General features: G+C 73.4%; 24 protein-coding genes and 1 pseudogene. 15 read left to right on the forward strand and 10 right to left on the reverse strand.

All coding sequences use genetic code 11. From position 1 onward, the window contains the following. The first annotated feature begins 109 nt into the window (after window positions 1–109). The 3 genes from ACQRUO_RS08975 to ACQRUO_RS08985 are packed head-to-tail and all read left to right on the forward strand — an operon-like array spanning window position 110 to window position 2,765. The gene (locus tag ACQRUO_RS08975) at window positions 110–1,675 is read left to right on the forward strand and encodes a hypothetical protein (RefSeq protein ID WP_428315221.1); all 1,566 of its coding nucleotides are present in this window, start codon (window positions 110–112) and stop codon (window positions 1,673–1,675) included. Continuing rightward, a complete protein-coding gene (locus ACQRUO_RS08980) occupies window positions 1,672–2,136 on the forward strand; it encodes a hypothetical protein (protein WP_428315222.1) in 465 nt (154 codons plus the stop codon). The genes ACQRUO_RS08975 and ACQRUO_RS08980 overlap by 4 nt, the downstream gene beginning before the upstream one ends. Window positions 2,137–2,195: 59 nt before the next feature. After that, on the forward strand, window positions 2,196–2,765 hold the full coding sequence (locus ACQRUO_RS08985; protein WP_428315223.1) for a type VII secretion system-associated protein: 570 nt from the start codon (window positions 2,196–2,198) through the stop codon (window positions 2,763–2,765). A gap of 30 nt (window positions 2,766–2,795) precedes the next feature. Here the strand turns inward: ACQRUO_RS08985 and ACQRUO_RS08990 are convergent, their stop codons facing one another. Together ACQRUO_RS08990 and ACQRUO_RS08995 are read right to left on the reverse strand one after the other, a co-directional pair. Beyond that, complete coding sequence (locus ACQRUO_RS08990; RefSeq protein ID WP_428315224.1) at window positions 2,796–3,236, reverse strand: hypothetical protein; 441 nt, start codon at window positions 3,234–3,236, stop codon at window positions 2,796–2,798. 65 nt (window positions 3,237–3,301) lie between these two features. After that, on the reverse strand, window positions 3,302–4,978 hold the full coding sequence (locus tag ACQRUO_RS08995) for a putative T7SS-secreted protein (RefSeq protein WP_428315225.1): 1,677 nt from the start codon (window positions 4,976–4,978) through the stop codon (window positions 3,302–3,304). Window positions 4,979–5,217: 239 nt separating this feature from the next. Between ACQRUO_RS08995 and ACQRUO_RS09000 the strand changes: the two genes are divergently transcribed. The 5 genes from ACQRUO_RS09000 (at window position 5,218) to ACQRUO_RS09020 (ending at window position 10,021) form a co-directional block, all read left to right on the forward strand. Continuing rightward, complete coding sequence (locus tag ACQRUO_RS09000) at window positions 5,218–6,471, forward strand: NAD(P)/FAD-dependent oxidoreductase (protein WP_428315226.1); 1,254 nt, start codon at window positions 5,218–5,220, stop codon at window positions 6,469–6,471. Window positions 6,472–6,579: 108 nt separating this feature from the next. Further along, the gene (locus tag ACQRUO_RS09005; protein WP_428315227.1) at window positions 6,580–7,470 is read left to right on the forward strand and encodes a BtpA/SgcQ family protein; all 891 of its coding nucleotides are present in this window, start codon (window positions 6,580–6,582) and stop codon (window positions 7,468–7,470) included. Window positions 7,471–7,589: 119 nt separating this feature from the next. After that, window positions 7,590–9,059, forward strand: coding sequence for a cytochrome P450 (locus ACQRUO_RS09010; RefSeq protein WP_428315228.1), 1,470 nt, complete (start codon window positions 7,590–7,592; stop codon window positions 9,057–9,059). Next, window positions 9,056–9,640 (forward strand): GTP cyclohydrolase II, encoded by a 585-nt coding sequence (locus ACQRUO_RS09015; protein WP_428315229.1) that lies wholly within the window; start codon window positions 9,056–9,058, stop codon window positions 9,638–9,640. The genes ACQRUO_RS09010 and ACQRUO_RS09015 overlap by 4 nt, the downstream gene beginning before the upstream one ends. A gap of 21 nt (window positions 9,641–9,661) precedes the next feature. Beyond that, on the forward strand, window positions 9,662–10,021 hold the full coding sequence (locus tag ACQRUO_RS09020; protein WP_428315230.1) for a bifunctional 3-phenylpropionate/cinnamic acid dioxygenase ferredoxin subunit: 360 nt from the start codon (window positions 9,662–9,664) through the stop codon (window positions 10,019–10,021). A gap of 81 nt (window positions 10,022–10,102) precedes the next feature. Here ACQRUO_RS09020 and ACQRUO_RS09025 read toward each other — a convergent pair whose 3' ends face one another. From ACQRUO_RS09025 to ACQRUO_RS09035, 3 genes are all read right to left on the reverse strand, one after another. Further along, entirely contained in the window at window positions 10,103–11,329 is a 1,227-nt protein-coding gene (locus ACQRUO_RS09025) for a benzoate/H(+) symporter BenE family transporter (protein ID WP_428315231.1), read from the reverse strand. 261 nt (window positions 11,330–11,590) lie between these two features. Further along, window positions 11,591–12,280 carry an ABC transporter permease gene (locus ACQRUO_RS09030; RefSeq protein WP_428315232.1) on the reverse strand — a complete coding sequence of 230 codons (690 nt, stop codon included), beginning with the start codon at window positions 12,278–12,280 and terminating at the stop codon, window positions 11,591–11,593. After that, window positions 12,187–12,975: an ABC transporter ATP-binding protein gene (locus ACQRUO_RS09035; protein WP_428315233.1), complete on the reverse strand. Its 789-nt coding sequence runs from the start codon at window positions 12,973–12,975 to the stop codon at window positions 12,187–12,189. The genes ACQRUO_RS09030 and ACQRUO_RS09035 overlap by 94 nt, the downstream gene beginning before the upstream one ends. A gap of 101 nt (window positions 12,976–13,076) precedes the next feature. Here ACQRUO_RS09035 and ACQRUO_RS09040 point away from each other — a divergent pair. The 3 genes and pseudogenes from ACQRUO_RS09040 to ACQRUO_RS09050 form a co-directional block, all read left to right on the forward strand. After that, window positions 13,077–13,640: pseudogene (locus ACQRUO_RS09040) on the forward strand (response regulator); the annotation flags it as partial. A gap of 109 nt (window positions 13,641–13,749) precedes the next feature. Beyond that, window positions 13,750–14,037, forward strand: a complete 288-nt coding sequence (locus ACQRUO_RS09045) for a DUF3303 family protein (protein WP_428315234.1) — start codon at window positions 13,750–13,752, stop codon at window positions 14,035–14,037. Window positions 14,038–14,145: 108 nt separating this feature from the next. Beyond that, the gene (locus ACQRUO_RS09050; RefSeq protein WP_428315245.1) at window positions 14,146–15,255 is read left to right on the forward strand and encodes an FAD-dependent oxidoreductase; all 1,110 of its coding nucleotides are present in this window, start codon (window positions 14,146–14,148) and stop codon (window positions 15,253–15,255) included. A 27-nt stretch (window positions 15,256–15,282) separates the two neighbouring features. Here ACQRUO_RS09050 and ACQRUO_RS09055 read toward each other — a convergent pair whose 3' ends face one another. The 3 genes from ACQRUO_RS09055 to ACQRUO_RS09065 form a co-directional block, all read right to left on the reverse strand. Continuing rightward, a complete protein-coding gene (locus ACQRUO_RS09055) occupies window positions 15,283–15,846 on the reverse strand; it encodes a hypothetical protein (protein WP_428315235.1) in 564 nt (187 codons plus the stop codon). Window positions 15,847–15,918: 72 nt separating this feature from the next. Then, on the reverse strand, window positions 15,919–16,296 hold the full coding sequence (locus ACQRUO_RS09060) for a hypothetical protein (protein ID WP_428315236.1): 378 nt from the start codon (window positions 16,294–16,296) through the stop codon (window positions 15,919–15,921). Window positions 16,297–16,419: 123 nt separating this feature from the next. Then, a complete protein-coding gene (locus ACQRUO_RS09065) occupies window positions 16,420–18,678 on the reverse strand; it encodes a multicopper oxidase family protein (protein WP_428315237.1) in 2,259 nt (752 codons plus the stop codon). A 355-nt stretch (window positions 18,679–19,033) separates the two neighbouring features. Between ACQRUO_RS09065 and ACQRUO_RS09070 the strand changes: the two genes are divergently transcribed. Continuing rightward, window positions 19,034–19,729 carry an RDD family protein gene (locus ACQRUO_RS09070; RefSeq protein WP_428315238.1) on the forward strand — a complete coding sequence of 232 codons (696 nt, stop codon included), beginning with the start codon at window positions 19,034–19,036 and terminating at the stop codon, window positions 19,727–19,729. Window positions 19,730–19,986: 257 nt separating this feature from the next. Then, the gene (locus ACQRUO_RS09075; RefSeq protein ID WP_428315239.1) at window positions 19,987–20,868 is read left to right on the forward strand and encodes a YhjD/YihY/BrkB family envelope integrity protein; all 882 of its coding nucleotides are present in this window, start codon (window positions 19,987–19,989) and stop codon (window positions 20,866–20,868) included. 66 nt (window positions 20,869–20,934) lie between these two features. Here the strand turns inward: ACQRUO_RS09075 and ACQRUO_RS09080 are convergent, their stop codons facing one another. Further along, window positions 20,935–21,516, reverse strand: coding sequence for a transglutaminase-like domain-containing protein (locus ACQRUO_RS09080; RefSeq protein ID WP_428315240.1), 582 nt, complete (start codon window positions 21,514–21,516; stop codon window positions 20,935–20,937). Between the two features lie 199 nt (window positions 21,517–21,715). Next, complete coding sequence (locus ACQRUO_RS09085) at window positions 21,716–22,120, reverse strand: ribonuclease domain-containing protein (protein WP_428315241.1); 405 nt, start codon at window positions 22,118–22,120, stop codon at window positions 21,716–21,718. Window positions 22,121–22,371: 251 nt separating this feature from the next. On the opposite strand from ACQRUO_RS09085, the gene ACQRUO_RS09090 reads away from it, so the two are divergent. Together ACQRUO_RS09090 and ACQRUO_RS09095 are read left to right on the forward strand one after the other, a co-directional pair. After that, window positions 22,372–22,890 (forward strand): hypothetical protein, encoded by a 519-nt coding sequence (locus ACQRUO_RS09090; protein ID WP_428315242.1) that lies wholly within the window; start codon window positions 22,372–22,374, stop codon window positions 22,888–22,890. A 154-nt stretch (window positions 22,891–23,044) separates the two neighbouring features. Then, window positions 23,045–23,554, forward strand: coding sequence for a hypothetical protein (locus ACQRUO_RS09095; protein WP_428315243.1), 510 nt, complete (start codon window positions 23,045–23,047; stop codon window positions 23,552–23,554). The last annotated feature ends 28 nt before the right edge of the window (window positions 23,555–23,582 follow it).

Genomic DNA, 23,582 nt, shown 5'->3' on the forward strand with positions numbered 1-23,582 from the left:
CCTGAGCGCCCCGCCCCGCCCGCCCGGTGGCGCTCCCCGTTCCGTCGGCCCAGGTCAGCGGCCGGTCACGCGGGTCGTAGGCTGATCCCCGACGAACGAAGGGGATGTGGTGCGGGGAGCTGTCGGCGGTCTGCCGCCGTTGCGGGCGGGGCGTCAGGGGGCCGGGCGGGCGCTGCTGGCCTGGCTGGCCGACGAGCGGGCGCCCGGGGTGTGCTGGGTCTCCGGTGCGCAGGGGAGCGGGAAGTCGCACCTGCTCTGCTGGTTGGCGTCGGCGGCTGGTGGGCCGGGTGCGCCGGGGACGGTGCGCCCGGCGGCGGCGGTCTCGCTGGCCGGGCTCGGCCTGGAGGGTGCGGTGGCCGTGCTGGCCCGGCGGCTGGGTGTCGGCGCCCGGACGGTGGATCAGCTGCTGGAAGCCCTGTCCGAGCGGTCGGCGCCGCAACTGCTGGTGCTCTGGGACCTGAACCGGGCCGTCGATCCCGGACGGATCGTCACCGCGCTGCTCGGCGCCCGGTCCCCGGTGCGCGGCCTGCGGATCGTGCTGGAGGCGGCGCCGGGGTGCGCGGTGCCGGCCGGCGCGGCCGTGCTCGAGCTGGACGACCCGCAGTGGACGGACGCGGCCCGGTTCGAGCGCTGGTACCGGAGTCTGGCGGCCGGGTCGCCGTTCGGCGCGGAGCAGGTGTACCCCAATCCGGGACTCGCCCGGCTGGCCGCCCTGGTGCCCCCGGAGGCCGGTTGCGGCACCGGGGTGGCGGCCGCCTGGTGGGCCGCGCTGCCGGCGGAGGTCCGGCCGGCCGTGTCGGCGCTGGCGCGCGTCGGACGACCGCTCAGCCGGGCCCAGTGGTCGGCGCTGGCCGGCGCTGCGGCGGTGGAGCGGGCCGCCGCGCTCGTCCCGTCGCACACCGCGGTCGGCGGGTCCTGGTCCGTGCCCGCCGGGTGGGTGGGCGAGGACGGCGGACTGCCGGCCGAAGACCGGGCGGTGGGTCCGGCGCTCGGGGCGGAGCTCGGTACGGGGCTCGGGGTGGGGATCGCGTCCGCCCTGCACGCGGCGGTGACCGCCGGGACCTTGCCGCCGGCCGAGGAGGCCGGGCTGCTCGGCCTGCTGGTGCTGGACGCGGTGCGCGGCGGGACCGAGGCGCCGTGGTCGGCGCAGCCGTCCGTTCTGACCTGGGCCGATCCGCGCGCCGTCACCGCCGCGCTCGCGGCCCGCCCGGCCGAACCGCCGGCCGCCGCCTGGCGGCGGGCCCTCCCCGCGCTCATCGAGGAGCCGGACGCAGCGGTGCGGGCCGAGGTGCTGCGCACCCACCTGCTGGGCACCGCACCCCCGGTCGAGCACCCCGCCCCCGGCGGGGTCGGCTGGCGGGCGCGCTGGGCACACTGGACGTCCCCCGAGCCGGCGGAGGCGCCGGGGGAGCCGCTGCCGGCGGGCGAGTTGGCGGTGGCCGCGCTCGGCCGGGGGCCGTACGCGCGGTGGGTGGTGGTGGCCGACGAGCGGGGCCGGGTGCGGCTGTTCGATCCGCCACGGGTGCGCAGGCACCGACCGCGTGGCCGGATCTGCCCGAGCGACTGCGCACGCTGGCGGGCCGGGCGGACGGCACCTTCGCCGCGCTGGACGCGACGGGAGCGCCGCGGGCGTTGTTCGGCGCGCAGTCGGAACGCTGGGACGGGCTCGCGGTGAGCGCGCTCGCCGCCCTGCCGGCTTGCGGTGACCGCTCGGGCACGGTGCACTGGCTGCCGACCGGAGCCGGCGCGGCCCTGCACACCGGGGCGGTCACCGCGTTGGACGGCGTGCTGCTGACCGACCACGGCCCCACCGGCGACGAGCAGGTGGCCCTGCTCGTCAGCGGCGGCGCCGACGGGCTGGTGCGGGCCTGGAAGCCGGGCCACCCGCCGTTGCCCAAGCCGGTGGACGGGCACGGCTGCCCGGTGACCGCGGTCGCCATCGGGCTGGGGCCACGCGGTCTGGTGGTGGCCTCGGGGTGGGCGGACGGGCTGATCCGGCTCTGCTGCCTGGCCGAGCCGGGCCGGACGGTCGAGCTGCGCCTGGGCGCGCCGGCCCGGGCCCTGCTGGTGGACGACGCCGGCCACCTGGTGGTGCTGCTGCCCGAGGGGTTGGTCAGCGTGGCGCTCACCCCCTGACGGCCCGCACCGCCCCGCCCCGCCCGCTCCTCGAAGTCCCGTACGAGATCGGAAGCCTGATGACCACCCCGCCCACCCCGAGCACGCCCGCCACCCCGCCGCTGACCGCCGCCCTGCGCGAGCAGGCCCGCGCCTGCCCCGGCCAGTGGCTGTACGCCATCGACCCGGCCTTCGACCCGAACGGGTCGGTGCCGCCGTACGGGGTGATCGGAGCCTGGCAGGTCGACCACCAGGGTGCGATCACCGGCTTCCAGCACAACCCGGACTACCGCCCCTCCCCGCAGGCCCTGGAGCTGCCCGCGCCGCGCAACGCCGCGGAGGCCGCGCTGCAGAACGCGGCCACCGGCCACGGCGGCGAGGCGGAGCTGCTGGCCGCGCTGCTGGAGACCCCGCTGCTGCTGCGGGCCGACCGGTCCGGCCCGCAGGTGGTCGCCGGCGAGGGCGGCCGGCAGGTGCTGCAGGCCTGCACCTCGCCCGCGTACCTGCCGACCGGCTGGGCCGGCAGCATCACCGTGACCGGCCGTGAACTCGGCGCCGCCGTCACCGGGTTGGACCTGTGCCTGAACCCGGGCAGTCGCCTCTCGGTGACCCTGCCGGTCGACGACCTCGCCGCCGCCGACGAAGCCTGAGGCCCGCCGGCATCACGGGCTGGGGCTCCCTCAGGTGTGGGAGCGGCGCTGCTCCCACCACCGGTCGTAGGCGGCCTCCTGCTCGGCGACGGTGACCACGAGGTCCAGCGGCGCGTCGTCGAGGATCGGCACCAGCGGGGAGTCGCCGGCCGCGTCGTGCGGCAGCAGCAGGTAGCCCTCCTCGCCACCCGACTGGCGCAGCATCCCACTGGGCCACACGTCCCGGCGCGCCCCCGCCAGGGCGAGCAGCCACCCCAGCGGCTCCACCTGCCGGCGCACCGCGAGCAGCGCGCCGAAGGCGTCGCCGCCCGTGCCCTCGACCGCACCCCACGGCCCCTGCGCCCGCACGGTGTACAGCGCGCGGTCGTCGGCGTAGGGGTCGAAGTGGCAGCTGACCTGGCAGCGGACCGCCTCGCCCGCCGGCCCCAGGGCCAGGGCGTCGGGGCGGTCGCTGCGCAACTCGGTGTTCATGAGGGGGATGCCTTCGCGGTCGGCCCGGCCGAGCGGCCGGGGAGGAGGGTGGAGAACAGCGGAGCCTAGGGAGCCCTGGGCACGTAGTTGGGGTTCGGAATCCACTCCGCCGGTGTCCCGTCGGGTCCCATCCGCCAGGCGCCCTTGATGAACTCGGGACGGATGCCGCCGGGGAAGGCGATCTCGTTCTCGCCGGGGTGCGGCGACAGCTCGCCCAGGGTGGCGTTGACGTCGATGCCGCCGGGCGCGTCGATCAGGTACTTGTAGAGGCGCGGGAGCTTGGTGCTGATGTTGGTGTCCCAGCTGGTGCCGACGAACGCGGACTCGTAGCCGCCGCCCTTCGCGTACGCCAGCAGGTCGGTCTTGTCGGTGTCCCACGGCTCGAAGCCGACCTTGAAGTTCACCTCGGGCGGCCGGTTGCCCACGCGGTAGAGCGGTTCGTTAGTGGTCCGGTAGACCGGCTTGTTCGGCCCGATCGCGTCGAGGTCGACGTTCGGGTTGACGGCCGCCGCCATCGGGTCGGGCGGGGGAGCCGCCACCGGGGCGGGGTGCGCCGCGTCCTGGGCGGTGTCCTTGCCGGCGGTGTCGACGGTGGCCTTGGTGGCGTCCTCGGCGGCGGCCGCCTCGCCGCCGCCGTCGGTCGCCACGCCGAAGGCGATGTTGGTGATCAGCTTGCCGCCCGCCTCGAACGGGTCGGAGCCCCAGCCCGAGCCCACCACGCCCTTGAGCACGTCGGTGGGGTGGAACTCGGCGTGCACCAGACCGGCCGCCACGCTGTTGAGGTGGTCGAGGTAGGTGGCGGGGTGGGTGATGTTGTAGAGGTCCATCGGGTTCATGCTGCGCCCGAAGTCCACGATGTCCGCCGCACCCTTGGCCAGGCCGCCGTAGACGTGGGTCACCCCGGTCATGCCGCCCTCGGCCAGGTCGATCGAGTCCAGCTTCATCCGCTGGGTGAAGCTGGGCTCCGCCGGCGCGGTACCGGTGGCGGCCTGCACCGCGGCGGCGGCGCTGGTGGCCGCCTGGTCGCGGGCCGTACGGGCGCCGCGCAGCAGGTCCCGGGCGTGCGAGAGCTGACCGGTGGTCGGGTCGTGGAAGCCACCCGGATCGGTCGGCTTGGTGCCGGGGTCCTTGTTGGCCTTGACCGCCGCGTTGTAGGTCTTGATCGCCTTGTTGTAGCCGTCGACGCTCGTGTTGTGGGCGTCCAGGGCCTGCTGGTAGGCCTTCTTCGCCGCGTTGTAGGCGTCGATGGCCTGCTTGGCCTGGTCCTGGGCCCAACTGACGGTCTTGGCGAAGCCGGCGAGGGTGGTGGCGGCCGTGCCGCAGGCGTCGGCTGCGGTGAGCCACAGGCGCGGGTGCGGCTCGAACTTGGCCCGGAACGCCTCGGCGGCCTGGCCCTGCCAGTGCGCGGAGTCCATCGCCTGCAGGCCGCCGCCGGTCTCCTCGAACGCGTCGTGGAACTTGCCCAGCTTGTCCGCCGCGTCCTTCAGCGCCTTGGCATCCCCGTGCACCAGGTCCTTGGGGTCGTCCGACTCACCGAGCTGCTTCTCACCGACCTGCGCGCCCATGTCGTCGGCGACACCGTCGCCGAAGTCGTCCACCGCCTTGGCCGCGTCGTGCAGGCCGACCAGGTCGAGCGCGTCGCCGCCCAGGTGGGAGACCTGGTCGACGGTGATGCCGAAGCCCTTCTTGCCGTCCTTGTACAGGCCTTCGAGGCTGTCACCGAGGTCGTCCAGCGCGCCCATCAGCCCGTGCCCTCGGTCGTCCAGGCCCCGGCCACCACGGCAACCACGCCTCCACCACCCCACTGTCCGTCGGCAGATCGACCGGAACAGAAGGCTACTCGATCTTCGACCCCCCTCCTGACCTGGGCTGACGGACCATCGACGACGCCGACTCTTGACAACTGCTCATGCTCCTGACACCAGTGGCACTGCAAGCACTGCCACGAACGGCAGCGCACTCCGAAGGGGGCGATCAGCGCATGACCGAGCATGGGCGCGCGGGGGACGAGTACGACGTGGTGATCAGCGGAGCGAGCCTCGCCGGCAGCGCCGCGGCGATCCTGCTGGCGCGCCGCGGCGCCCGGGTCGCGCTGCTGGAGCGCCGCTCGGACCCAGCCGCGTACAAGGTGCTCTGCACCCACGCGATGACGGCCAACGCCTACCCGGTGCTGGCCGAACTCGGCCTGATACCCGCGCTCGAGGCGGCCGGAGCGGTCCGCAACGACGCCCGCTGGTACACCCGTTGGGGCTGGATCGAGCCGAAGGCCGGACCGGCGGGCCCCGAGCTGCCGTACGCGTACAACGTCCGCCGCAGCACCCTCGACCCGCTGATCAGGGCCCATGCGGCGCAGACTCCGGGCGTCGAGCTGCTCCTCGGTCACCAGGTGACCGGGCTGCTCCGGGAAGCCGGGCGCACCGCGGGGGTGCGCGCCTCGACCCCCGGGGGCGAGGTCGAGCTGCGGGCCCGCCTGGTGGTGGGCGCCGACGGCAAGGACTCGGCCGTGGCCAGGTTCGCCGAGGTGCCCGTGCGGCACCACGAGAACCGGCGATTCGGCTACCTCGCCTACTTCCGCAACCTCCCGCTGCACGGCGGAATCGGTCAGACCTGGTTCCTCGAACCCGACATGGCGTACGCCTTCCCCAACGACGACGGGGTGACGGTCCTCGCGGTGCTGCCGGACAAGAAGCACCTGCCGGCCTTCCGGGAGGACCTGGAGGGCAGCTTCCTCGCCTTCGTCCGCGCCCTGCCCGAGGCTCCGCCCGTCGACTCCGCCGAGCGCATCTCGAAGATCATCGGCACCGTCGACTACCCGCTGCACAGCCGCCGGCCGACCGCGCCGGGCCTCGCGCTGATCGGCGACGCCGCCCTGACCGGCGATCCGCTGTGGGGCGTGGGCTGCGGGTGGGCCCTGCAGTCCGCGCGGTGGCTGGCCGCCGCGGTCGGCCCGGCCGCCGCCGGTCGGGGCGACCTCGACCGGTCGCTCGCGGCCTACGGACGCGAACACCGGCGCCGGTTGCGCGGCCACCAGTTCCTGGCGGCCGACTACGCCACGGCCCGCCCGTTCAACCCCCTGGAGCGGCTGATGTTCTCGGCGGCGGCGCGCGACGCGTCGATGGCGCGGCACATGCACCTGTTCGCGTCCCGGCTGATCGGTCCGCTGCGCTTCCTGAACCCCGCGGCCGTGGCCAGGGCTTCCGCCGTCAACCTCAGGCACCGCCTCGGGCACGGGTGATTCGTGTGCAGCCGTGATGCTCCGCGGGGTGTAGCGCAGGGAGTGAGGGAGCGGTTACGCTCGTCGGGTTCTGCCAGAGCCTCGCCGAGATCTGCAGGAGGAGCGACCGTGACCGACCGTGCCGCTGCCGGCAGAGTCCCCGAGTGCGGTGATCTGGCGAGGCTCTTCGGGCGGCGGTTCGCCCTCGTCGGCATGATCCACCTGCTGCCGCTTCCCGGGTCGCCGCGGTTCACCCCGGAACGCGGGATGGCGGAGGTGATCCGGCGGGCGACGGACGAGGCCCGGGTGCTCGTCGAGGCCGGGTTCGACGGGCTGGTCATCGAGAACGCCTGGGACATCCCGTTCCTCAAGCCCGACGACGTCGGCCCGGAGACCCCGGCAGCCATGGCGGTCGTCGCGGCCGAGGTGGCGCGCAGCGTCGCGGTCCCGCTGGGCATCAACTGCCTGGCGAACGCCGTCGACCGCTCGCTCGCCGTCGCCGCGGCGGCGGGCGCCCGGTTCGTGCGTGCCAACCAGTGGGTCAACGCCTACGTGGCCAACGAGGGCCTCGTCGAGGGGCGGGCCGGCCGGCTGGTGCGCTACCGGCGGGCGATCGGCGCCGACCACGTCACCGTCTGGGCCGATGTCCAGGTCAAGCTCGGGGCGCACGCGATCACGGCGGACCGGTCCTTGGCCGAGCAGGCGAAGGACGCGGCCTGGTTCGACGCCGACGCGCTGATCGTCACCGGCACCCGGCTCGGTGACCCGCCCCGGACCGAGCAACTGCGGATCATCCGCGCGGCCACGGACCTGCCGCTCGTCGCCGGATCCGGCGTGACGGCGGACAACCTGGGCGACGTCTTCGCCCACACCGACGGCGCCGTCGTCGGCAGTTCGGTCAAGACCGGCGGTGCCTGGCACGGCCCCGTCGACCGGGACCGCTGCGAGCGGATCTGCGCCGCGCGGGACCGGCTGGAGAAGGAGACCGAGCAGACCCGCTCCGGCGGCAGACCGGACTGACCCGGCGCTGCTGCCGACCGTGCGCTGCGGGCCCGTTCACAGGTGAGTCCGGCGGTACCGGGGTCGACGACGACCCGACCGCCGACTCCCGCCTGACCATGACCTGTTGAGGAGTCCTCATGAAGTTACCGAAGTCACCCCTGTACGCCTCGGCGGCGCTGGCCGGCGCCGCCTCGCTCGCCTTCGCCGCCAAGGTGACGCGCACGGTCCTGGACCGCAGGTACTACGAGCGGCAGGGCGTCGCCTTCAGCCGGACCTACCCGTTCATCGGGTCCGAGGCGGACGTCTCCGGCCTGATCAACCGGAACAAGACGCGGGACTACCTGTACCTGGACCACCCGGCCACCGACTTCGTCGGGAGCATCCGCGGGTTCGACATCCAGCTCTACGCCGTGAACAAGCAGACGACGGAGGTGCTGGTCAGCCCGTCCGTCACCGGCCGGTACATCGACCGGGACACGCCCGCCCGCTACTCCTTCGGACAGCTCTCGCCGTCCGCCATGACCTTCCAGAAGATCACCACGGAACACTTCGGGGACCGCAAGCGGAACCTCGGCAAGGGTTTCGACCAGGCCAGGATCTTCGCGATCTCGGCCCGACGGGCCGCCGAGTCGTGCCGCCCGGCCGCCGGGGACGACGCGCCGCTCGACATGAAGCGCATCGCCGGCGACTACACCCGGGACGTCATGGGGGAGTTCGTCTGGGGCGAGGAGGCGATGGGTCTGACGGTCCCCTTCAAGGACCCCGACGGCGCCGTGTCGCAGGTGCCCTTCATGTTCGCCCTGAACGAGACCTTCACGGGACTGCGGTTCTACTCCAACCGGTTCTGGAACCGGGTCCACTTCCCACTGGCGACCTGGCCCGTCACCCGGGAGGCGCGCCGCCTGCAGCACAACATCCGGAGCCTGCAGCACCACCTGGCCGGAGTGCTCCGGCGGACGCCCGGGCCCGGCACGGTGTGGGAGCAGGTGGCCACGGGCAACGCGCAGTTCGGCATCCCGACCGAGATCACCCGGGACGACCTGCTGACCGCCTCCATCGCCGGCCTGGACACCGTGCAGAACACCATCCTGGCGACCCTCTGGTACGTCCTGCTCCCCGAGAACGAGAAGTGGCGCGACGCGATCGCGGCCGCCACCGGGGAGGAGCAGGACGAGCTGGTCGAGGCGTGCGTCAGCGAGACGCTGCGCCTGAGCCCGCCGGGCTCGGTGATCAACAACAAGGTCGTCGCGGACTTCGACGTGGCGGTCGAGGGACGCCGGTACCTGCTGAAGGCGGGCACCCGCGTGATGCCCAACATCCACGCCCTGCACGCCGAGTACGGCGGCGCCTTCGAGCCCGAGCGGTTCCTGGGGACGGAGAAGGGGGCCGAGCCGTACGTGATGCCCTTCGGCAAGGGACGGCGCAGCTGCCCCGGCCGCAACCTCGGCATGGTGATGGCGAAGAACTTCGTCGGCTGCTTCCTCACCGCCCACCCCGCCGCCCGGATCACCAACACCGCGGACAAGGACGTCCACTTCAACAACCTCTCGCACTCCCAGCTCCTGATCGCCACCGGCCCCCGGTCCACGGTGGACGGTGCGAAGTGATCGTCCTGCTGGCCCAGGGGCCGTTGCACACGCGGTTCGGCGACTTCACGGAGTACCTGTTCTACGACGGCCGGAGCGAGTCGATCGCCATCGTCCAGGGGGACATCGCCGGCCGGGACGAGGTGCTGTGCCGGGTCCACTCGCACTGCACCACCGCGCACGTCTTCAACGGCATCGAGTGCGACTGCCGCGAGCAGATGGCCATGGCCCAACAGAGGATCGACGAGGCGGGCAGCGGCCTGGTCATCTGGCTGGACCAGGACGGCAAGGGCAACGGCCGGATGGCCGAACTGCTCACGGCCCGCCTCCGGGAGGAGGGGGTCGCGCAGACCGAGGCCTACGCGCAGCTCGGGTTCCAGCGCGATGCGCGGTCCTTCGACCGGGCGGCGGAGATCCTGGAGTTCTTCGGCGTCGGCTCGGTGACGCTGATGTCCAACAATCCGGAGAAGGCGAGCGGGTTGACCGACCGGGGCATCACGGTCGCCGGCACGGTGAACCTGACCGTCGTCCCGCAGAACGACCTGCTGCGCAAGACCTACCGGGACAAGGTCCGGTACCAGAACCACTCCATCGAGCTCTGACACGGGGAGGAGGGGGGAAGCATGGCGGCCGATCGGATCAAGGTCTGCGAGCTGTCGGACCTCTCGACGGACAAGGGATACCGGGTCACCACCACGTCACCGCCGCTCGCGGTCTTCGTCACCGCGGACGGAACGGTCCACGCGGTGGACGACTCCTGCACGCACCAGGCCGCCGCGCTCTCGGAGGGCTGGGTCGACGGCTGCATCGTGGAGTGTCCGCTGCACATGTCGCGCTTCGACCTGCGCACCGGCGCGGTGGACGCCCCGCCCGCGGAGCGGCCCGTCCGGGTGCACCGGGCCGAAGTCGTGGACGGCGCGGTCTGGGTGACGCTCTCGGAGCAGGCGCCGAACCTGCCTCCGGGCGTCAGATCGCGCGGCTGACGCCGGCCGGCGGCGGCCCCGGCGCGGCTCTCCGCGCCGGGCACGGACCGACCTGGAGCACTGCGGCGCTCCCCGTGGCGGTCAGGCCGGTTCGTCCTCGACGACTGGCTCCGCCACGGCGCCGCGCAGCGAAGCCGTGACGGCCAGCCGTACCAGCAGGCCGGCGACCAGCGCCCAGAAGGCGGAGCTGACCCCGGCCAGCGTGGTGCCGGAGGCGGCGACGACGAAGGTGACGGTCGCCGCCGTCCGGTCCGCCGGCGAGCCGGCGCCGGCGGTGGCGGTGGCCGCCGACCCGCCGCCGGACGCCGCCGGGCCGCCGGAGCCGACGACCGCGGCGGTCAGGGCGTGCCCCAGGGACCCGAGCAGGCCCAGACCGGCCACGGTGCCGACCACGTCCGCCGGGGCGACGGCGAGGAAGCTGGTGAGGGCCGTGGTCCCCGCGGCGAGCCCGAGGTAGGTGACACCGAACGCCTGGGAGGCCGGCCACCGGCGCGCCGGGTCCGGGTGCGCCTCGGGCGAGGCGGGCAGCGCCGCGCTGATCGCCGCGAGGTTGACGGCGTGCCCGCCGAACGGAGCGGCGAGCACGCTGCCGGCGCCGGTGACCGCCATCGCGGCCCGCCACGGCACCCGGTAGCCGAAGGAGCTCATGATCGCGACGCCGGGCACGTTCTGCGCCGCCATCGTCACGACGTACAGCGGCAGCGCGATGCCGGCGATCGCGGCCCAGGACAGGTGGGGGACCGTCAGGGAGAGCCCGGGCAGCCACGGCCCGTGCAGCCCGTCACCCCGGGCGGCGAGGACACCGACCACGACGACGGTCGCCCCGAAGGCGGCGAGCACGGCCCAACGCGGCGCGGTCACCACGGCGATCAGCCAGGTGGCGAGGATCGGCACGACCTCCCAGGGGTGGGAGGCGAGCGCCTGGACGGGGACCAGGCAGAGTTCGAGCAGGACACCCGCGAGCATGGCCTGTGCGATCGGTGCCGGGATCGCCGCCACCAGGGCGCCCAGCCGCGGCCAGAACCCGGTCAACACCACCAGCAGACCGGCGACCACGAACCCGCCCACGGCCGCCGGCCACCCGCCCGCCACCTGTCCCGCGCTGGCCAGCACGGCGGCCCCCGGTGTCGACCAGGCGGCGGTGATCGGCATCCGGTTGCGCCGGCTCAGCCAGAGCGAGCCCAGGCCGAGCGAGAGGCAGAGCGCCACCAGACCCGAGGTGGCCTGGGCCGGAGTCGCCCCGGCGGCCCGCAGGCCGGCCAGCACGGCCGCGAAGGTGCTGGTGTAGCCGATGAAAGCGATCGCCACGCCAGCGACGACAGGCTGTCCCCGTTCCATTGCATGCACACTACAGCGGTCGCGGTGGATCTTCCGCCCGATTCCCGAACCGGCGGAAATCCCGAGCAGCCGTGTGCCGGCGCGGAGTTCGAGCACCCCCCTGGGCCCGGTGCGGTGACGCGAAGCCGGCTGCGGCCCGGGTCAGAGGTCCCGGCGGTGGACGGCGACCGCGGCCAGCGCCACCGCCACCAGCGGCCAGAGCGCGAACACCAGCCAGGCACTGGTGGTGGTCTACGGGTAGGGCGGCGTGTGGACGAACTGCTCAGCGGCCAGGTGCGCCCAGGCGTAGTGCGGCATCGCGTACTCCAGGTCGGCCGACCAGCGGTACTTCGCGGTGAAGAACTCCGGCAGCAGCATCAGCAGGAAGACCGTGGCCACCATACCGGTCGCACTGTGCCGGACCAGCGCGCCCACGCCCAGGCCGACCAGCGCGCAGACCACCGGCAGCAGGGCGGAGGCCGCCACGGCCTGCACCACCGCCGTGCCGCCCGCCGCCACCGTGGCGTGCCGGCCGGCCAGCACCGCCTGCGCGGCGCCGAACGAGACCGTGGCGGTGACCAGGCCGAAGACCAGCATCACCGCGGACAGCACACCGACCTTGGCGCCGAGCACCGCGCGCCGGGCGGGCACGGCCGCGAAAGTGGTGCGGACCAGGCCGCCGGCGTACTCGCTGACGATCGCGACGGCGCCCAGACAGCCGGTCGCCAGCATGGCGATCATCGCCGCGGTGTCGGGGTAGGCGTCGAAGATCGCGCCGCTGTGCCGGACGTAGGCCTGCTCCTGCGGACTCAGCGTGGGCCAGCGGTCGTAGTCGGCGACCGCCGCGTTCAGGCTCGCGCCGACGATCCCGAGCGCGCTGACCGCCAGCGCCCACGGAGTGGAGCGCAGCGACCACACCTTGAGCCATTCGGCGGCGAGCAAGTCGCTGAAGCCGGGCTGCGAACCGTCACCCGCCCCGCGGTGCTCCGGGCGGCGAACTCCCGGACGGACTCGGCGGCCAGCAGCTCACCGCGGCCCACCACGACCAGCCGGGTGGCGGTGCGCTCCATCTCGCTCATCAGGTGACTGGAGACGAAGACCGTCCGCCCCTCGGCGGCCAGCCGGCGGAACAGGCCGCGCACCCAGAGCACGCCCTCCGGGTCCAGACCGTTGAACGGCTCGTCGAAGAGCAGCACCGGCGGATCCCCGAGCAGCGCGCCGGCGATGCCCAGGCGCTGGCGCATGCCCAGCGAGAACCCGCCGATCCGCCGGTCGGCCGCGCTCGCCAGCCCGACCTCGGCCAGCAGCTCGGTCACCCGGCCGGCCGGGATCGCGTTGGACCGGGCGAGCGCCGTCAGGCGCGCCCGGGCGGTCCGCCCGCCGTGCACGTCGCCGGCGTCGAGCAGCGCCCCGGCGTGCCGCAGGCCGTACGGCCGGTCGCGGAACGAGCGCCCGGCCACCGTCGCGGTGCCGCTGGTCGGGGTCCCCAGGCCGAGGATCATCCGCAGCGTGGTGCTCTTGCCCGCGCCGTTCGGGCCGAAGAACCCGGTGACGTGGCCCGGTTCGACGGTGAAGGTCAGGTCGTCGACCGCGGTGGTGCGGCCGTAGCGCTTCGTCAGGTGCTGAACGTCGATCACGTCCCCACCGTGCCGGGCCGAGCGGCTGCCGGGCATCGGACCTGCGGGGACAGTCGTCGGGGCCGCCGTCATCCCGGGGGCTGAAGACCGGAGGCCGATGCGCGGGCGCGGTCCGACTGGCCGCCGAACTGCGCCCCGACGTGGTGCTGATGGACATCCGGATGCCCGGGATGGACGGCATCGAGGCCACCCGCCAGGTACTGGCCGGCCCCGGCGGCGCCCGGGTCCTGGTGCTGACCACCTTCGACGACGACCACGTCTACGGCGCGCTGCGCGCCGGCGCCTCGGGGTTCCTGGTCAAGGACATGGAACTGGAGGGGATCCTGGCGGCGGTCCGGGTGGTCGCTGCGGGGGACGCGCTGATCGCGCCGAGCGTCACCCGCCGCCTGATCGAGGAGTTCGCCGGCCGCGCCGAACCCGCGGCCCGCGCCGCGGCACCCGGCCCGGGCACCCGGGTGCTGCCCGGGCTGACCGAGCGCGAGCGGGAGGTGCTGAGCCTGATCGGCCTGGGCCGCTCCAACACCGAGATCGCCGCCGACCTGGTGATCAGCACGGCGACCGTGAAGACCTGCGTGGCCCGCCTGCTGGCCAAGCTGGACGCCCGGGACCGGGTCCAACTGGTGATCACCGCGTACCAGGCGGGCCTGGTCGCCCTGCCGGGCTGACGGGCCGTCGTCCCCCTGATGCCCCACCCGGGCTGCGACCACCACGGTCCGCGACCAGCATCTGGAGAGGCACGCGTGTGCCGAACGCCGATCACGAGGTGGTGCGAGCATGAGGATGATGCTGACGGTCCAACTGGACACGGAGAAGGCGAACGAGGCCATCGTCGCCAAGACGCTGGCCGACACCATGAAGTCGGTCTTCGAACGGATCAAGCCGGAAGCCGCGTACTTCGGCGCGGTGGACGGGCTGCGGACGGGGTTCGTCGTCTTCGACCTGAAGGAGCCGTCCGACATCCCGAGCATCGCCGAACCGTTCTTCCAGGACCTCGGCGCCCGGATCAGCTTCATGCCGGTGATGAACTTCGACGACGTCCAGGCCGGCCTGCAGAAGGTCTGACCGCCCCGCACTGACCCGGCACCGGTCGATCCAGTACCGATCGATCCGGCGGTGGCGATACGGTGGATCGACCGATCCGATGCACCGGGGGCAACCATGACCATCGCCATCGCCATCGCCATCGTCGGAGCCGGCCTGGGCGGCTTGGCCCTGGCCCGGGTGCTGCACGTGAACGGCATCGATGCCGTCGTGTACGAACGCGACTCCTCGCGCGAGGCCCGCGGGCAGGGCGGCATGCTCGACATCCACTCCGGCCAGCGGGCGCTGCGCGAGGCCGGTCTGATCGAGCAGTTCCACGCGATCGCCCGTGGCGAAGGCCAGGACATGCGGCTCCTCGAGCCGGACGGCACCCTGCTGCTCCAGGAGGACACGCCCGAGGACGCCCCGCTCGCGCGGCCCGAGGTCGACCGAGCCGACCTGCGCACCATGTTGCTGGATTCGCTCCCCGGGGACGTGGTGCGCTGGGGCCACGCGTTCCGTTCCGCCGCCGGCGGCCTGCTGCACTTCGCCGACGGCAGCAGTGCGCCGTACGACCTGCTGGTCGGCGCGGACGGCGCGGCCTCCCGGGTCCGCGCGCTGGTCACCGACGCCCGCCCGGTTCACACCGGCAAGAACGTCGTCGAGGTCGGCATTCCCGACATCGACCGCACGCACCCCGACCTCGCGGCGATGGTCGGGCGCGGCACCTACTGGGTGCTCGGCAACGGGATATCCCTGGCTGCGCAGCGCAACGGCGACGGCCGCGTCCGGATCGGCGTCAGCTTCTACAACACCGGCGAGGACTGGTTCGCCACCAGCGGGATCCCGTTCGACGACCCGGCCGCCGCCCGGGCGCGGCTGATCGAACTCCTCCCCGGCTGGGACCCACGGTTCACCGCGCTGATCGAGGCCTGCGACGACACGGTCCTGGCGCGGTCGATCACGACCCTCCCGATCGGCCTGACCTGGCCGTCGAGGCCTGGTGTCACGCTGCTCGGCGATGCCGCGCACCTGATGCCGGCTGTGGGGCAGGGCGCCAACCTGGCGCTGCTCGACGGCGCCGCGCTCGGTCTCGCGCTGGCCGCGCACCCGGACGACGTTCCCGCCGCGGTCGGAGCGTACGAACGCGAGATGTTCGAACGCACCGGGGCCGCCGCTCGGAAGTCCGCGGACATGCATGCGCTGCTGAGCTCGCCGGACGCCGCCCGGAAGCTGCTCGCGTTCTTCCAGCCTGGTTGAGAACGACCGCGAGTGGGCGCCGGCCGGTCAGCGCTTGGCGGGGAAGTTCGCGGCGACCCTGATCTGGAGCTGCGGGGCGTGGCGGGCCACCGCGTCGGTGAAGGCCTTGGTGTCGAACGGCCACCCGTTGACGGCCCGGCTGTTGGCCACCAGCTCGGCGGAGACCGGGGTGAGCGTCCCGCTGACCGCCCGGGCCACCGCACCGGCCGGGGCGCCGCCGATGCGGTGCACGCCGACGTACGGCAGGTGGAGCGGGACGCCGTGGCCGCCGCGGAGCCGCTGGGTCCACAGCTCCACGGCCGCCACCTCGTGCCAGGGCACGAACACGGTGGTCTGCGCGTAGCGCACCGGTGAGCCGCCGAGCAGGATGCCGGTGCCGTCCACCCGCAGCGCCACCTTCCGGCCGGCCGCGCCGTACGCCATCAGCCCGCCGCCGAACCCGAAGAGCAGCACGGCCGCGATGCGCAGCGGCATCGAGAAGCCGGGGGCCAGCAGCCCCGCCACCGTCGCGAGCACGGCAAAGGCGGTCACCAGGACGGTCCGCCGGGTCCAGCCGTAGCGGGCTTCGTATACCTCGTCAATGATCGACACGCACGGGATTGTGGCAGGTCGTCAGGCGGGTGGGAAATCGGTATTTTGGCGAGGACCGACCTGGGGCGTGTCTCAGTAGCGCCGGCCCTGGGCGGGGTCGGGTGCGTACGGCGGGACCGGCGGCGCCTGGAGCGGCGTGGGCGCCGACAGGGCGGCGGCGAGCAGCAGCCCGAGGCCGGTCAGCTCGAACGGCAGGGTGACCAGGGAGAGCACGTTGCTCGCCATGAGTGCGCCGGTCACCCGGATCGCGACGCCGAGCCCGAGCACCTCGGCGAGCGCCGAGACGATCGGCGCCGCCGCCAGCACCAGGCATCCGGCGAGCGCGAGGCGGGCGCTGCGCCCGCGCCGGCGGATCTGCGTGCCGGCGACCACGGCTCCGACGAGCGGGGCGAGGACGCGGAGGATGAGCAGGAGCAGGCCGAAGAGGCTGGCGGCAAAGCTGTCGTTCACCAGGTTCCGTCCGAGATGAGGGCAAGGCTGCGTGAACATACCGTGCCCGGAGCGTGGAGTGCACCTGGTATCTGTGCGGAGTGGGAAGTCGGACACGCCGACTTCCCACTCTCCAGTGACCCGTCAGTGCGTCGGCGCGTACGGCCGCATCATCTCGTTGTCCTCGTGGTCGATGATGTGGCAGTGCCAGACGTAGCCCGGTCCCTCGGTCGGGTCGAAGGGGAACAGGTTCCGGCCCGGGCGGACGCGGTCCACCGCCGTCGTGGTGGGCGCCCAGCGGGCGATCACCCTGGTCACCTGTCCCGGGTTGATGTTCACCGTGTCCTTCCAGCCCGCCTCGGTCGGGTCCGGTGGCGTGACCGGGCCGGTCAGGTGGGGGCTGAAGGCCGGGTTCCCGCCGAGCGCGCCGTCGGCGTTCGGGGTGAGGTAGTCGCTGGGCGGACCGTAGCCGGGGATGACCACGCCGGGCGGGTAGGCGACGTGCTCGCTCAGCGTGCCGTCGCAGAGCTGGCCTTCGTAGGTGCCGCCGGGGAACCCCGCGGCCCAGGCGGCGAGGTAGCCCGGGACATCGATGTCCTGCCGGTTGAGCACCTGGAACTGGACCAGGTGCAGGTGCATCGGGTGCGCGAAGGTCGAGCTGTTGAGCATCTCCCAGACCTCGGTGGCCCCGACCCGCGGCCGTTCGGTCAGCCACAGGCCCTGGCCGTACCGGTCGCGCCGGGAGCCGGAGATCGGGGTGCTGGTCCCGGCCCGCAGGCCGGTCCACATGCTGTTGTTGACCAGGGCGATGAGCGTGCCGCTGCTGTCGGGGACGGGCGGCGTGCAGACGACCGTCTCCGGCTCGTTGATCACCAGTTGGCGGTCGGCGTGCACCGTCACGCCGGCGGCGACCTGGCCGGTGACGGGGTCGGCGAGCCGGACGATCGGCGCCGGCCGGCCGCGGCCGCCGCGCAGCGGTGTGCCGGTCGCCGGGTCGTACGTGGTGTCCCGGCCGGAGAGCGGGAGGTTCACGTCGATCCGCATGATCTGGCCGTCCAGCGACGGGTCCGGCAGCGGGCCGGTGGGGAAGGAGTGGCGGGCCGTGTTGGTCAGGATCAGCGACCTGCCCTCGAGTCCGCCGAAGTCGATGATCACATCGGCACGTTCCGCCGGCGAGAGCATCAGCCGCAGCGCGTCCGGTCGGCCGGGCGTGTTGAGTTCCACCGGGGTGTCGAGCAGCCCGCCGTCGGTGCCGATCTGCCAGAACGGCACCGCGGACGGCGCGTTGCCCTGGCTCGCGTTCGGGGCGTCGGTCAGGCTCATCGACAGGTAGCGGCCGTTGCACCCGTTCAGGATGCGGAAGCGGTAGCGGCGCGGCTCGACGGCGAGCACCGGCCAGGTGCGGCCGTTGACCACCATCGCGTCCCCGAGGAACGAGGGGATCCAGTACGGGTGCGCGTGCGGGTTGGACGGCGGGATGACCAGGTCGGCGTCCGGGTTGGTGCCGTCCGGGAAGAGCAGCTGCCCGTTGGTGTCGAACTCCCGGTCCTGGATCGCGATCTCGACCTCGTACGGGTCGGCGGGGAGCCCGAGCGGATTGTCCGGCCGGCCGGTGTCGTAGCGGTCGCGCACCAGGTAGAAGGCGGCGAGCCCGGCGTACACGTTGAGCCGGGTGACGCCGAGCGCGTGGTCGTGGAACCACAGGGTGGTCGCCGGTTGGGCGTTCGGATACCGGTAGACGGCCTCGTCGGGTGCCGCCGGGGCGCTCGTGGCGTAGCCGGAGCCGCGCTGGCCGGCCGCGGTGAACCAGGCCTGCGGTCCGCCGTCGACCGCGGAAGACACCTCGCCGCCGTGCAGGTGTGCGACGGCCGGGATCGGGCCGCGGTAGGGGTCGCAGGAGTCCCCCTGGTTCAGCGGGTCGGCCCAGTGCAGGGTCCGGTCGACCGTGAGCAGCGGCGCCACCCGTGATCCCTGGTCGCACCCGGGAAGCCGGTTGACGTAGCGGACGGTGGTGGGACGCCCCTCGAACGCCTCGACGGTGCAACCGGGCCAACTCGGCGGCCGGTTCCCGACCTGGTACCCCCAGACCCAGGTGCCGTCCGCATACGCGGGCGGATACATCTGGGGCGGCAGGACGTGCTGGGCGAACTCGACGAAGGAGGTCGTCATCGAGGACGAGCTGACCCGCTGTCCGCGGAACGTGGGCAACGCGGTGACGTACTTGGGAATGGTCGCGCCGCGCAGCGGGGTCTGCGGCTGCAGGGCCGACGCCGCGGCCCACTGCGGCCGGATCAGGCCGTCGAGTGCGGTCACGGACACGGCGCCGAGGCAGCCGGCGAGAAGCAGCCGGCGACGGCTGAGCGGGGCCGAGCCGAACAGGTCACCGTTCGCTCTTTCCGACATGGCAGGCCTTCCTGGGAAGTTGCGGCACTGCCCGTCCGCCGTGCAGCAGCAGGCTCTGCCGCCGGAAATCGTGCGATATGCCCCTGCACATTTCGACTACGCACAGGCATATTCCGACTACGCAGAGCATACGGATCACGGCTCGGCCCTCAAGGAACCGTTCCAGCGTGGCGCGCCACCCGCGGCGGACGTTCCTCGACCGGCCCCACGCCGCCGCCCGGGAGGCACGTCACTACCCTGTTGCAGGGGCGCAGCGATGACACAAGCGCGTAATAGTTCAACCCAAAGCCTTCCCAAAGGATCAGCGGGGCCAGTAGAACCTCTGAGGGCAAGTCACCACTGAATGAGCGGAACCATGACGAATCCTCCTCCCGGCTACGGGTACCCGTCCGACCCCCAGAACCCCTACGGCCAGCAGCCCCCGGCGCAGCCCGGGTACGGCGCGCCGCAGGGTCCGTACGATCCGCTTCCGCCGCAGCAGCAGCCCGGCTACGGCGTGCCGCCGCAGCCGGAGTACGGGCAGCAGCAGCCCGGTTACGGCTACCCGCCGCCCCCCGGCGGGTACCAGCAGCCCGGCCAGCTGCCGTCCTGGCTCGGGCCGGTCAACCCGTACGGTCCGCCGGCTCCGGGCACCCGCACCCTGGCCAGCCCGGGCGACCGGTTCCTGGCCCGCCTGATCGACCTCGGCGTGCTGCTGATCCCGCTGATCCTCATCCAGATCCTGGTCGCCGCCGCCGCCGGTCTGATCGTGGGCGCGATCGTCGACGCCCTGGTGGTCTTCGGCTACGAGGCGCTGATGATGGTCACCCAGAACCAGCAGACGGTCGGCAAGATGGCGATGAAGCTGCGCGTGGTCTCCGCCGCCCACGGTGGCCGGCCCACCGACAACGAGCTCTGGGCCCGTTCGGCGGTCTACGGCCTGCCGCAGGCCGTGTACTGCCTCGGTTCGCTCTTCGCCCTGGTCAACGTGCTCTCGCTGCTCTGGGACAAGCCGCTGCAGCAGTGCTTCCACGACAAGGCGGGCAAGACCCTGGTGGTCAAGGAGGGCTGACGGCCTCGACGACCCCCCGGGCCGCCACGGCGGACCGGGGGGTCGTGCCATGTCCGCTCGTCGGGATCGTCCGCGGTGGATAGTCCTACCAAGCGGGCAACCGGGCGCAGTCGTGATCACCCGTCGTGGTGAAGCCCGGTGACATCCGGTGCCAGGGCCCGGCCGCGGGGACCGCGGGGGACAGGCTGGCGCCACCCCGGCCGAGGCAGGCCGGGCCCTGAGGACCACGAAGGACACCGTGATGAAGCGCGGCGGGGATGACCGCTTCCCGTAGCGGGAGGTTCGGCGACCGGTGGGGTGCGCGTCGCCTGCGGCGGCTGGTGGCGTCGGGCCGGGAGCGCTACGCCGGCTCGTCGGCGCAGGCGCTGCGGGACCGACTGCGGTCCGTCGGCGTCATCAACCGGGCCATGGTGCTGGCGGCCACGCTGCTGCTCTGCTTCTTCCCGTTCGTGATCGTCACCGATGCGCTGGCCGGCCGGACCGCCGTGGTGGGGTTGGTGCAGCGGCTGGGGCTGGACCGGCAGGCGGTGGCCGACGTCAGCGGGCTGTTCGCCTCGCCGACGGCCACCGATGACGCTGTCTCCGGGGCCTCGTCGGTCTTCTTCGTGATCGGCGGCATCGCCGGGATCTCCGCACTGCAGGAGCTCTACCAGCTGATCTTCGAGCTCCCGGGCCGGGGCGCCAGGGACCTGCCCCACCGGGTGGCCGGGCTGGCCGTGGTGGTGGCAGGGGCGGCCCTGTCGGCCTGGCTGGTGCCGCACGTGCGCGAGGTCGGCGGACCGGTGCTGCTGGGCGTCGTCGGCACGGTGGCGCTGGTGGCCTTCTGGTGGCTGCTGATCCGGGTGCTGCTGGCGGGCCGGATCCCCTGGCGGGAGCTGTTCCCGTCCGCCTGCGCCACCGGCCTGTGCTACCTCGGCATGGCGGTGGTGTTCTCGCTCACCGCATCGAGCATGATCACCTCGAACGCGGCGAAGTACGGCGCGATCGGCGTGGTCTTCGCCGTCATGTCCTGGCTGATCGCCATCGGCGTGGTGATCATTCTCGGTGCGGTGACGGGCATCGTCTGGCGGGAACGGGGACTGTCGGTCCGGGCCGCGCTGCGGCGGCCGGGCGGCGCGTGTGGGGGTGGCCGGGACTGAGCGACCCGGTACGGAGCGACGGCCTGGCGGCCACCCACCCGGTGCCCGCCAGGGCCGTCGTCCGGTTCACCCGCCGGTGACCGGCAGCTCGCTCGGGAGGTGACCGTAGCCGGCCCGCCCGGGCACCGCCCGGGCGAGGGCCTGGAGCAGCGGGGCCGGCGGCACGGCGAAGACCCCGGGGTAGTCGCGCTCGCCCAGCTCCGGCCGGACCGGCCAGGCCAGCCGCTCCCGCTCCAGGTCGTACTGCGCGTCCACCCCCTCGCAGTTGCCCCGGGCGTCCAGCCGGGCCCAGCGGCCGTCCAGGTGCACGGCGTTGAGGCCGTGCAGCACGAAGCCGCCCTCGCCGTCCTCCAGCCGCTGGTAGCACAGGCCGGTCGGCACGCCCTGCGCCCGCAGCAGCGCGGCGAGCAGGTGGGACTTGCCGTGGCAGATGGCGTTTCGCGCGGCCAGCACTGCGGAGGCGCGGAACGCCCCGCTGTACGCGCCCGCGTCGGCGGAGTGCCACACCTGGTCACGGACGTGGTGGAAGGCCGCCTCGGGCGTGGCCAACTCGGCGGCCAGTGCCCGCAGCTCCGGGTGTTGATGGTCGATCACCTCGTCCGCCACCAGGTAGGCGGTGAGGTCCTGGGTCTCCTGTTGCAGCATCATGCCGCCCACCCTGCCGCGCACTGCGGACCCGGCGAGCGGAATTCCACCCCCTGGACGCGCCGACCCGGCGGGACGGCCGCACCCGGCAGGGCGGGCTGTTCGGGTACGTGGCGGCGGCGAGCAGTCGCGGCCCGGGGCGGCCGACGCCGCGGGCTCGCGGTCCGCGAGGAGGCGGAGTGGCGGAGCGGCTGAGCGGACGTCAGCAGGCCCAGTCGACCTGGGCGAAGGTCGCGTAGTGGTCGGCCGTGTAGTAGTCCTCGTGATCGCCCTGGCCCGTGACGATCCGGCGGGCGCCCCGGGTGGGTGCGCCGGGGGTGATGACGGTGTACTCGTGGTAGTAGTCCGCGGACTGCCGGGGGAGGGCGCCTTCGCTGTTGGTGAAGACGATGCCGTCTCTCGAGTAGGGGAACGGGCCGCCGTGGTCGATCAGGTCCAGGGTGTCGTGGGCTTCCGCGGGCAGCTGGGAGTAGCAGACCTCGCCGGCGGAGCGGAGGCTCCGGTGCGGAGCGGTCTGCGCGCCGGCCGTCCCGGGGCTGGCCAGGAACAGGGTCGAGGTGAGGGTGCCGAGAGCGGCGAGGCGGACGAGCCGCGTGAGGGTCAGCATGCCGCCGAGCATTGCGGGCGGGCGGTCACTGGTGGCGGCGGAAACGCCGGCTTGCACACGATCGTGCGAAGCGCGGTGCCATGACGTTGTCGAGTGCCCCTCCCTGGGGGTTGTGCACCATGGGACGGCCCGCGGGGCTCCCGCCCGACGGCCCGTGGAGCGGAGGGACGGTGTGCCGGGACCCCTTCTTGACGGGCGCCGCCGTCTGCTTCTGGCCGGGATGTCGGTGCCGGGAGCTACGGTCTCGGGCCATGGGTTTCTCCGGGCATTTCATCGTCGTGCGGGCCGAGCGGCCGGCGACCGAGTTGTCGACGTTTCGAGCGGTTGTCACCACGCCGTGGTGGTCGGCCAGGGACGGCGACTGGCAGATCCTGCAGCTGTCCGTGCGGGCTGATCCGGGGGCCGCGGGTGGTCTGCCGCCTGCCCCGATCGTGACCGAGACGGGCGCCCCGGCCCTCGTCATGTACGTGCACGACAGCGATGTCGTCGCCGTGGAAGCTGCCGGCCCGAGCGGTCTGACCTGGCACTGCGTACTGTCTCCGGAGATGGCGCGGGACTACGAGGTTCCCGAGGAGCAGATCGGCGACCCCGACGAGGTCACGGGCAACGCCGTGGCCTGGGCGGAGGAAGCCGGCCTTCGCCCTGACCCGGTGGCGGTGAGGGCCACCCTCGAGGCGGAGTGTGACCCGCTCGCCGAGGGCTTGGTGTTCGACCTGGTCCATGCCCTGGGGTTCAGGTTCGGCCCCGGCGAGAACCTGCCCACGTTCTGACGAGAGAGGGTCGCCTCAGCGGCGGGCGGCCAGGCGCCGTGCCGGCGCCGGGGCCGTCCGGGCGAGGGTGCGGCGTGCCGGGCGGCGGTTCGACGGGGCGTCGGATCGGATGGAGGGGGAGCACCCGGACCCGTGGCAGGAGGCGGAGCACACCGTGCGGACCAGTGTCGACGAGATCGCCGAGGGCGTCTACCGGATCTCGACCTTCGTGCCGGAGATCGCCCCGCCGGCGGGCTTCACCTTCAACCAGTTCCTGATCGCCGCCGAGCAGGTCCGGCGCGCCGTGCGCAACATCAACACCCCGCACGTGCCGCACAACTGGGAGGCCCGGGTGCTCTTCGAGGAGCACACTCGCACCCTGTTCTGCGGCGATCTGTTCACCCAGCTGGGCGACGGACCCGCCGTCACCGAGGAGGACCTGGTCGAGGCGGCGCTCGAGTCCGAGCAGCTGTTCCGGCAGACGTCCTGCCTGACCGCCGCCGTGGCCACGCTGCGCTCGCTCGCCGCCCTCGAACCGCGCACCCTCGCCGTGATGCACGGCTCCTCGTTCCGCGGCGACGGCGCGGCGGCCCTGCGCGCCATGGCCGACGGTCTGGAGCAGCGCTTCGGCCCCGAGGCCGACTTCGTCGCCGTCCCGAGCGTCCTGGCCGGGCCGCATCCCTGACCGCGCGAGGACAGTGCGCGAGGACTGC

The organism is Kitasatospora sp. LaBMicrA B282, from assembly GCF_050325825.1.
Lineage (GTDB): Bacteria > Actinomycetota > Actinomycetes > Streptomycetales > Streptomycetaceae > Kitasatospora.

Bases quoted from the DNA above. Each gene is read 5' to 3' on its own strand.
- ACQRUO_RS08985 (WP_428315223.1), top strand. From the start codon at position 2,196: ATGACCACCCCGCCCACCCCGAGCACGCCCGCCACCCCGCCGCTGACC.
- ACQRUO_RS08990 (WP_428315224.1), bottom strand. From the start codon at position 3,236: ATGAACACCGAGTTGCGCAGCGACCGCCCCGACGCCCTGGCCCTGGGG.
- ACQRUO_RS08995 (WP_428315225.1), bottom strand. From the start codon at position 4,978: ATGGGCGCGCTGGACGACCTCGGTGACAGCCTCGAAGGCCTGTACAAG.
- ACQRUO_RS09000 (WP_428315226.1), top strand. From the start codon at position 5,218: ATGACCGAGCATGGGCGCGCGGGGGACGAGTACGACGTGGTGATCAGC.
- ACQRUO_RS09010 (WP_428315228.1), top strand. From the start codon at position 7,590: ATGAAGTTACCGAAGTCACCCCTGTACGCCTCGGCGGCGCTGGCCGGC.
- ACQRUO_RS09020 (WP_428315230.1), top strand. From the start codon at position 9,662: ATGGCGGCCGATCGGATCAAGGTCTGCGAGCTGTCGGACCTCTCGACG.
- ACQRUO_RS09045 (WP_428315234.1), top strand. From the start codon at position 13,750: ATGAGGATGATGCTGACGGTCCAACTGGACACGGAGAAGGCGAACGAG.
- ACQRUO_RS09065 (WP_428315237.1), bottom strand. From the start codon at position 18,678: ATGTCGGAAAGAGCGAACGGTGACCTGTTCGGCTCGGCCCCGCTCAGC.
- ACQRUO_RS09070 (WP_428315238.1), top strand. From the start codon at position 19,034: ATGACGAATCCTCCTCCCGGCTACGGGTACCCGTCCGACCCCCAGAAC.
- ACQRUO_RS09075 (WP_428315239.1), top strand. From the start codon at position 19,987: ATGACCGCTTCCCGTAGCGGGAGGTTCGGCGACCGGTGGGGTGCGCGT.
- ACQRUO_RS09080 (WP_428315240.1), bottom strand. From the start codon at position 21,516: ATGATGCTGCAACAGGAGACCCAGGACCTCACCGCCTACCTGGTGGCG.
- ACQRUO_RS09085 (WP_428315241.1), bottom strand. From the start codon at position 22,120: ATGCTGACCCTCACGCGGCTCGTCCGCCTCGCCGCTCTCGGCACCCTC.
- ACQRUO_RS09090 (WP_428315242.1), top strand. From the start codon at position 22,372: ATGGGTTTCTCCGGGCATTTCATCGTCGTGCGGGCCGAGCGGCCGGCG.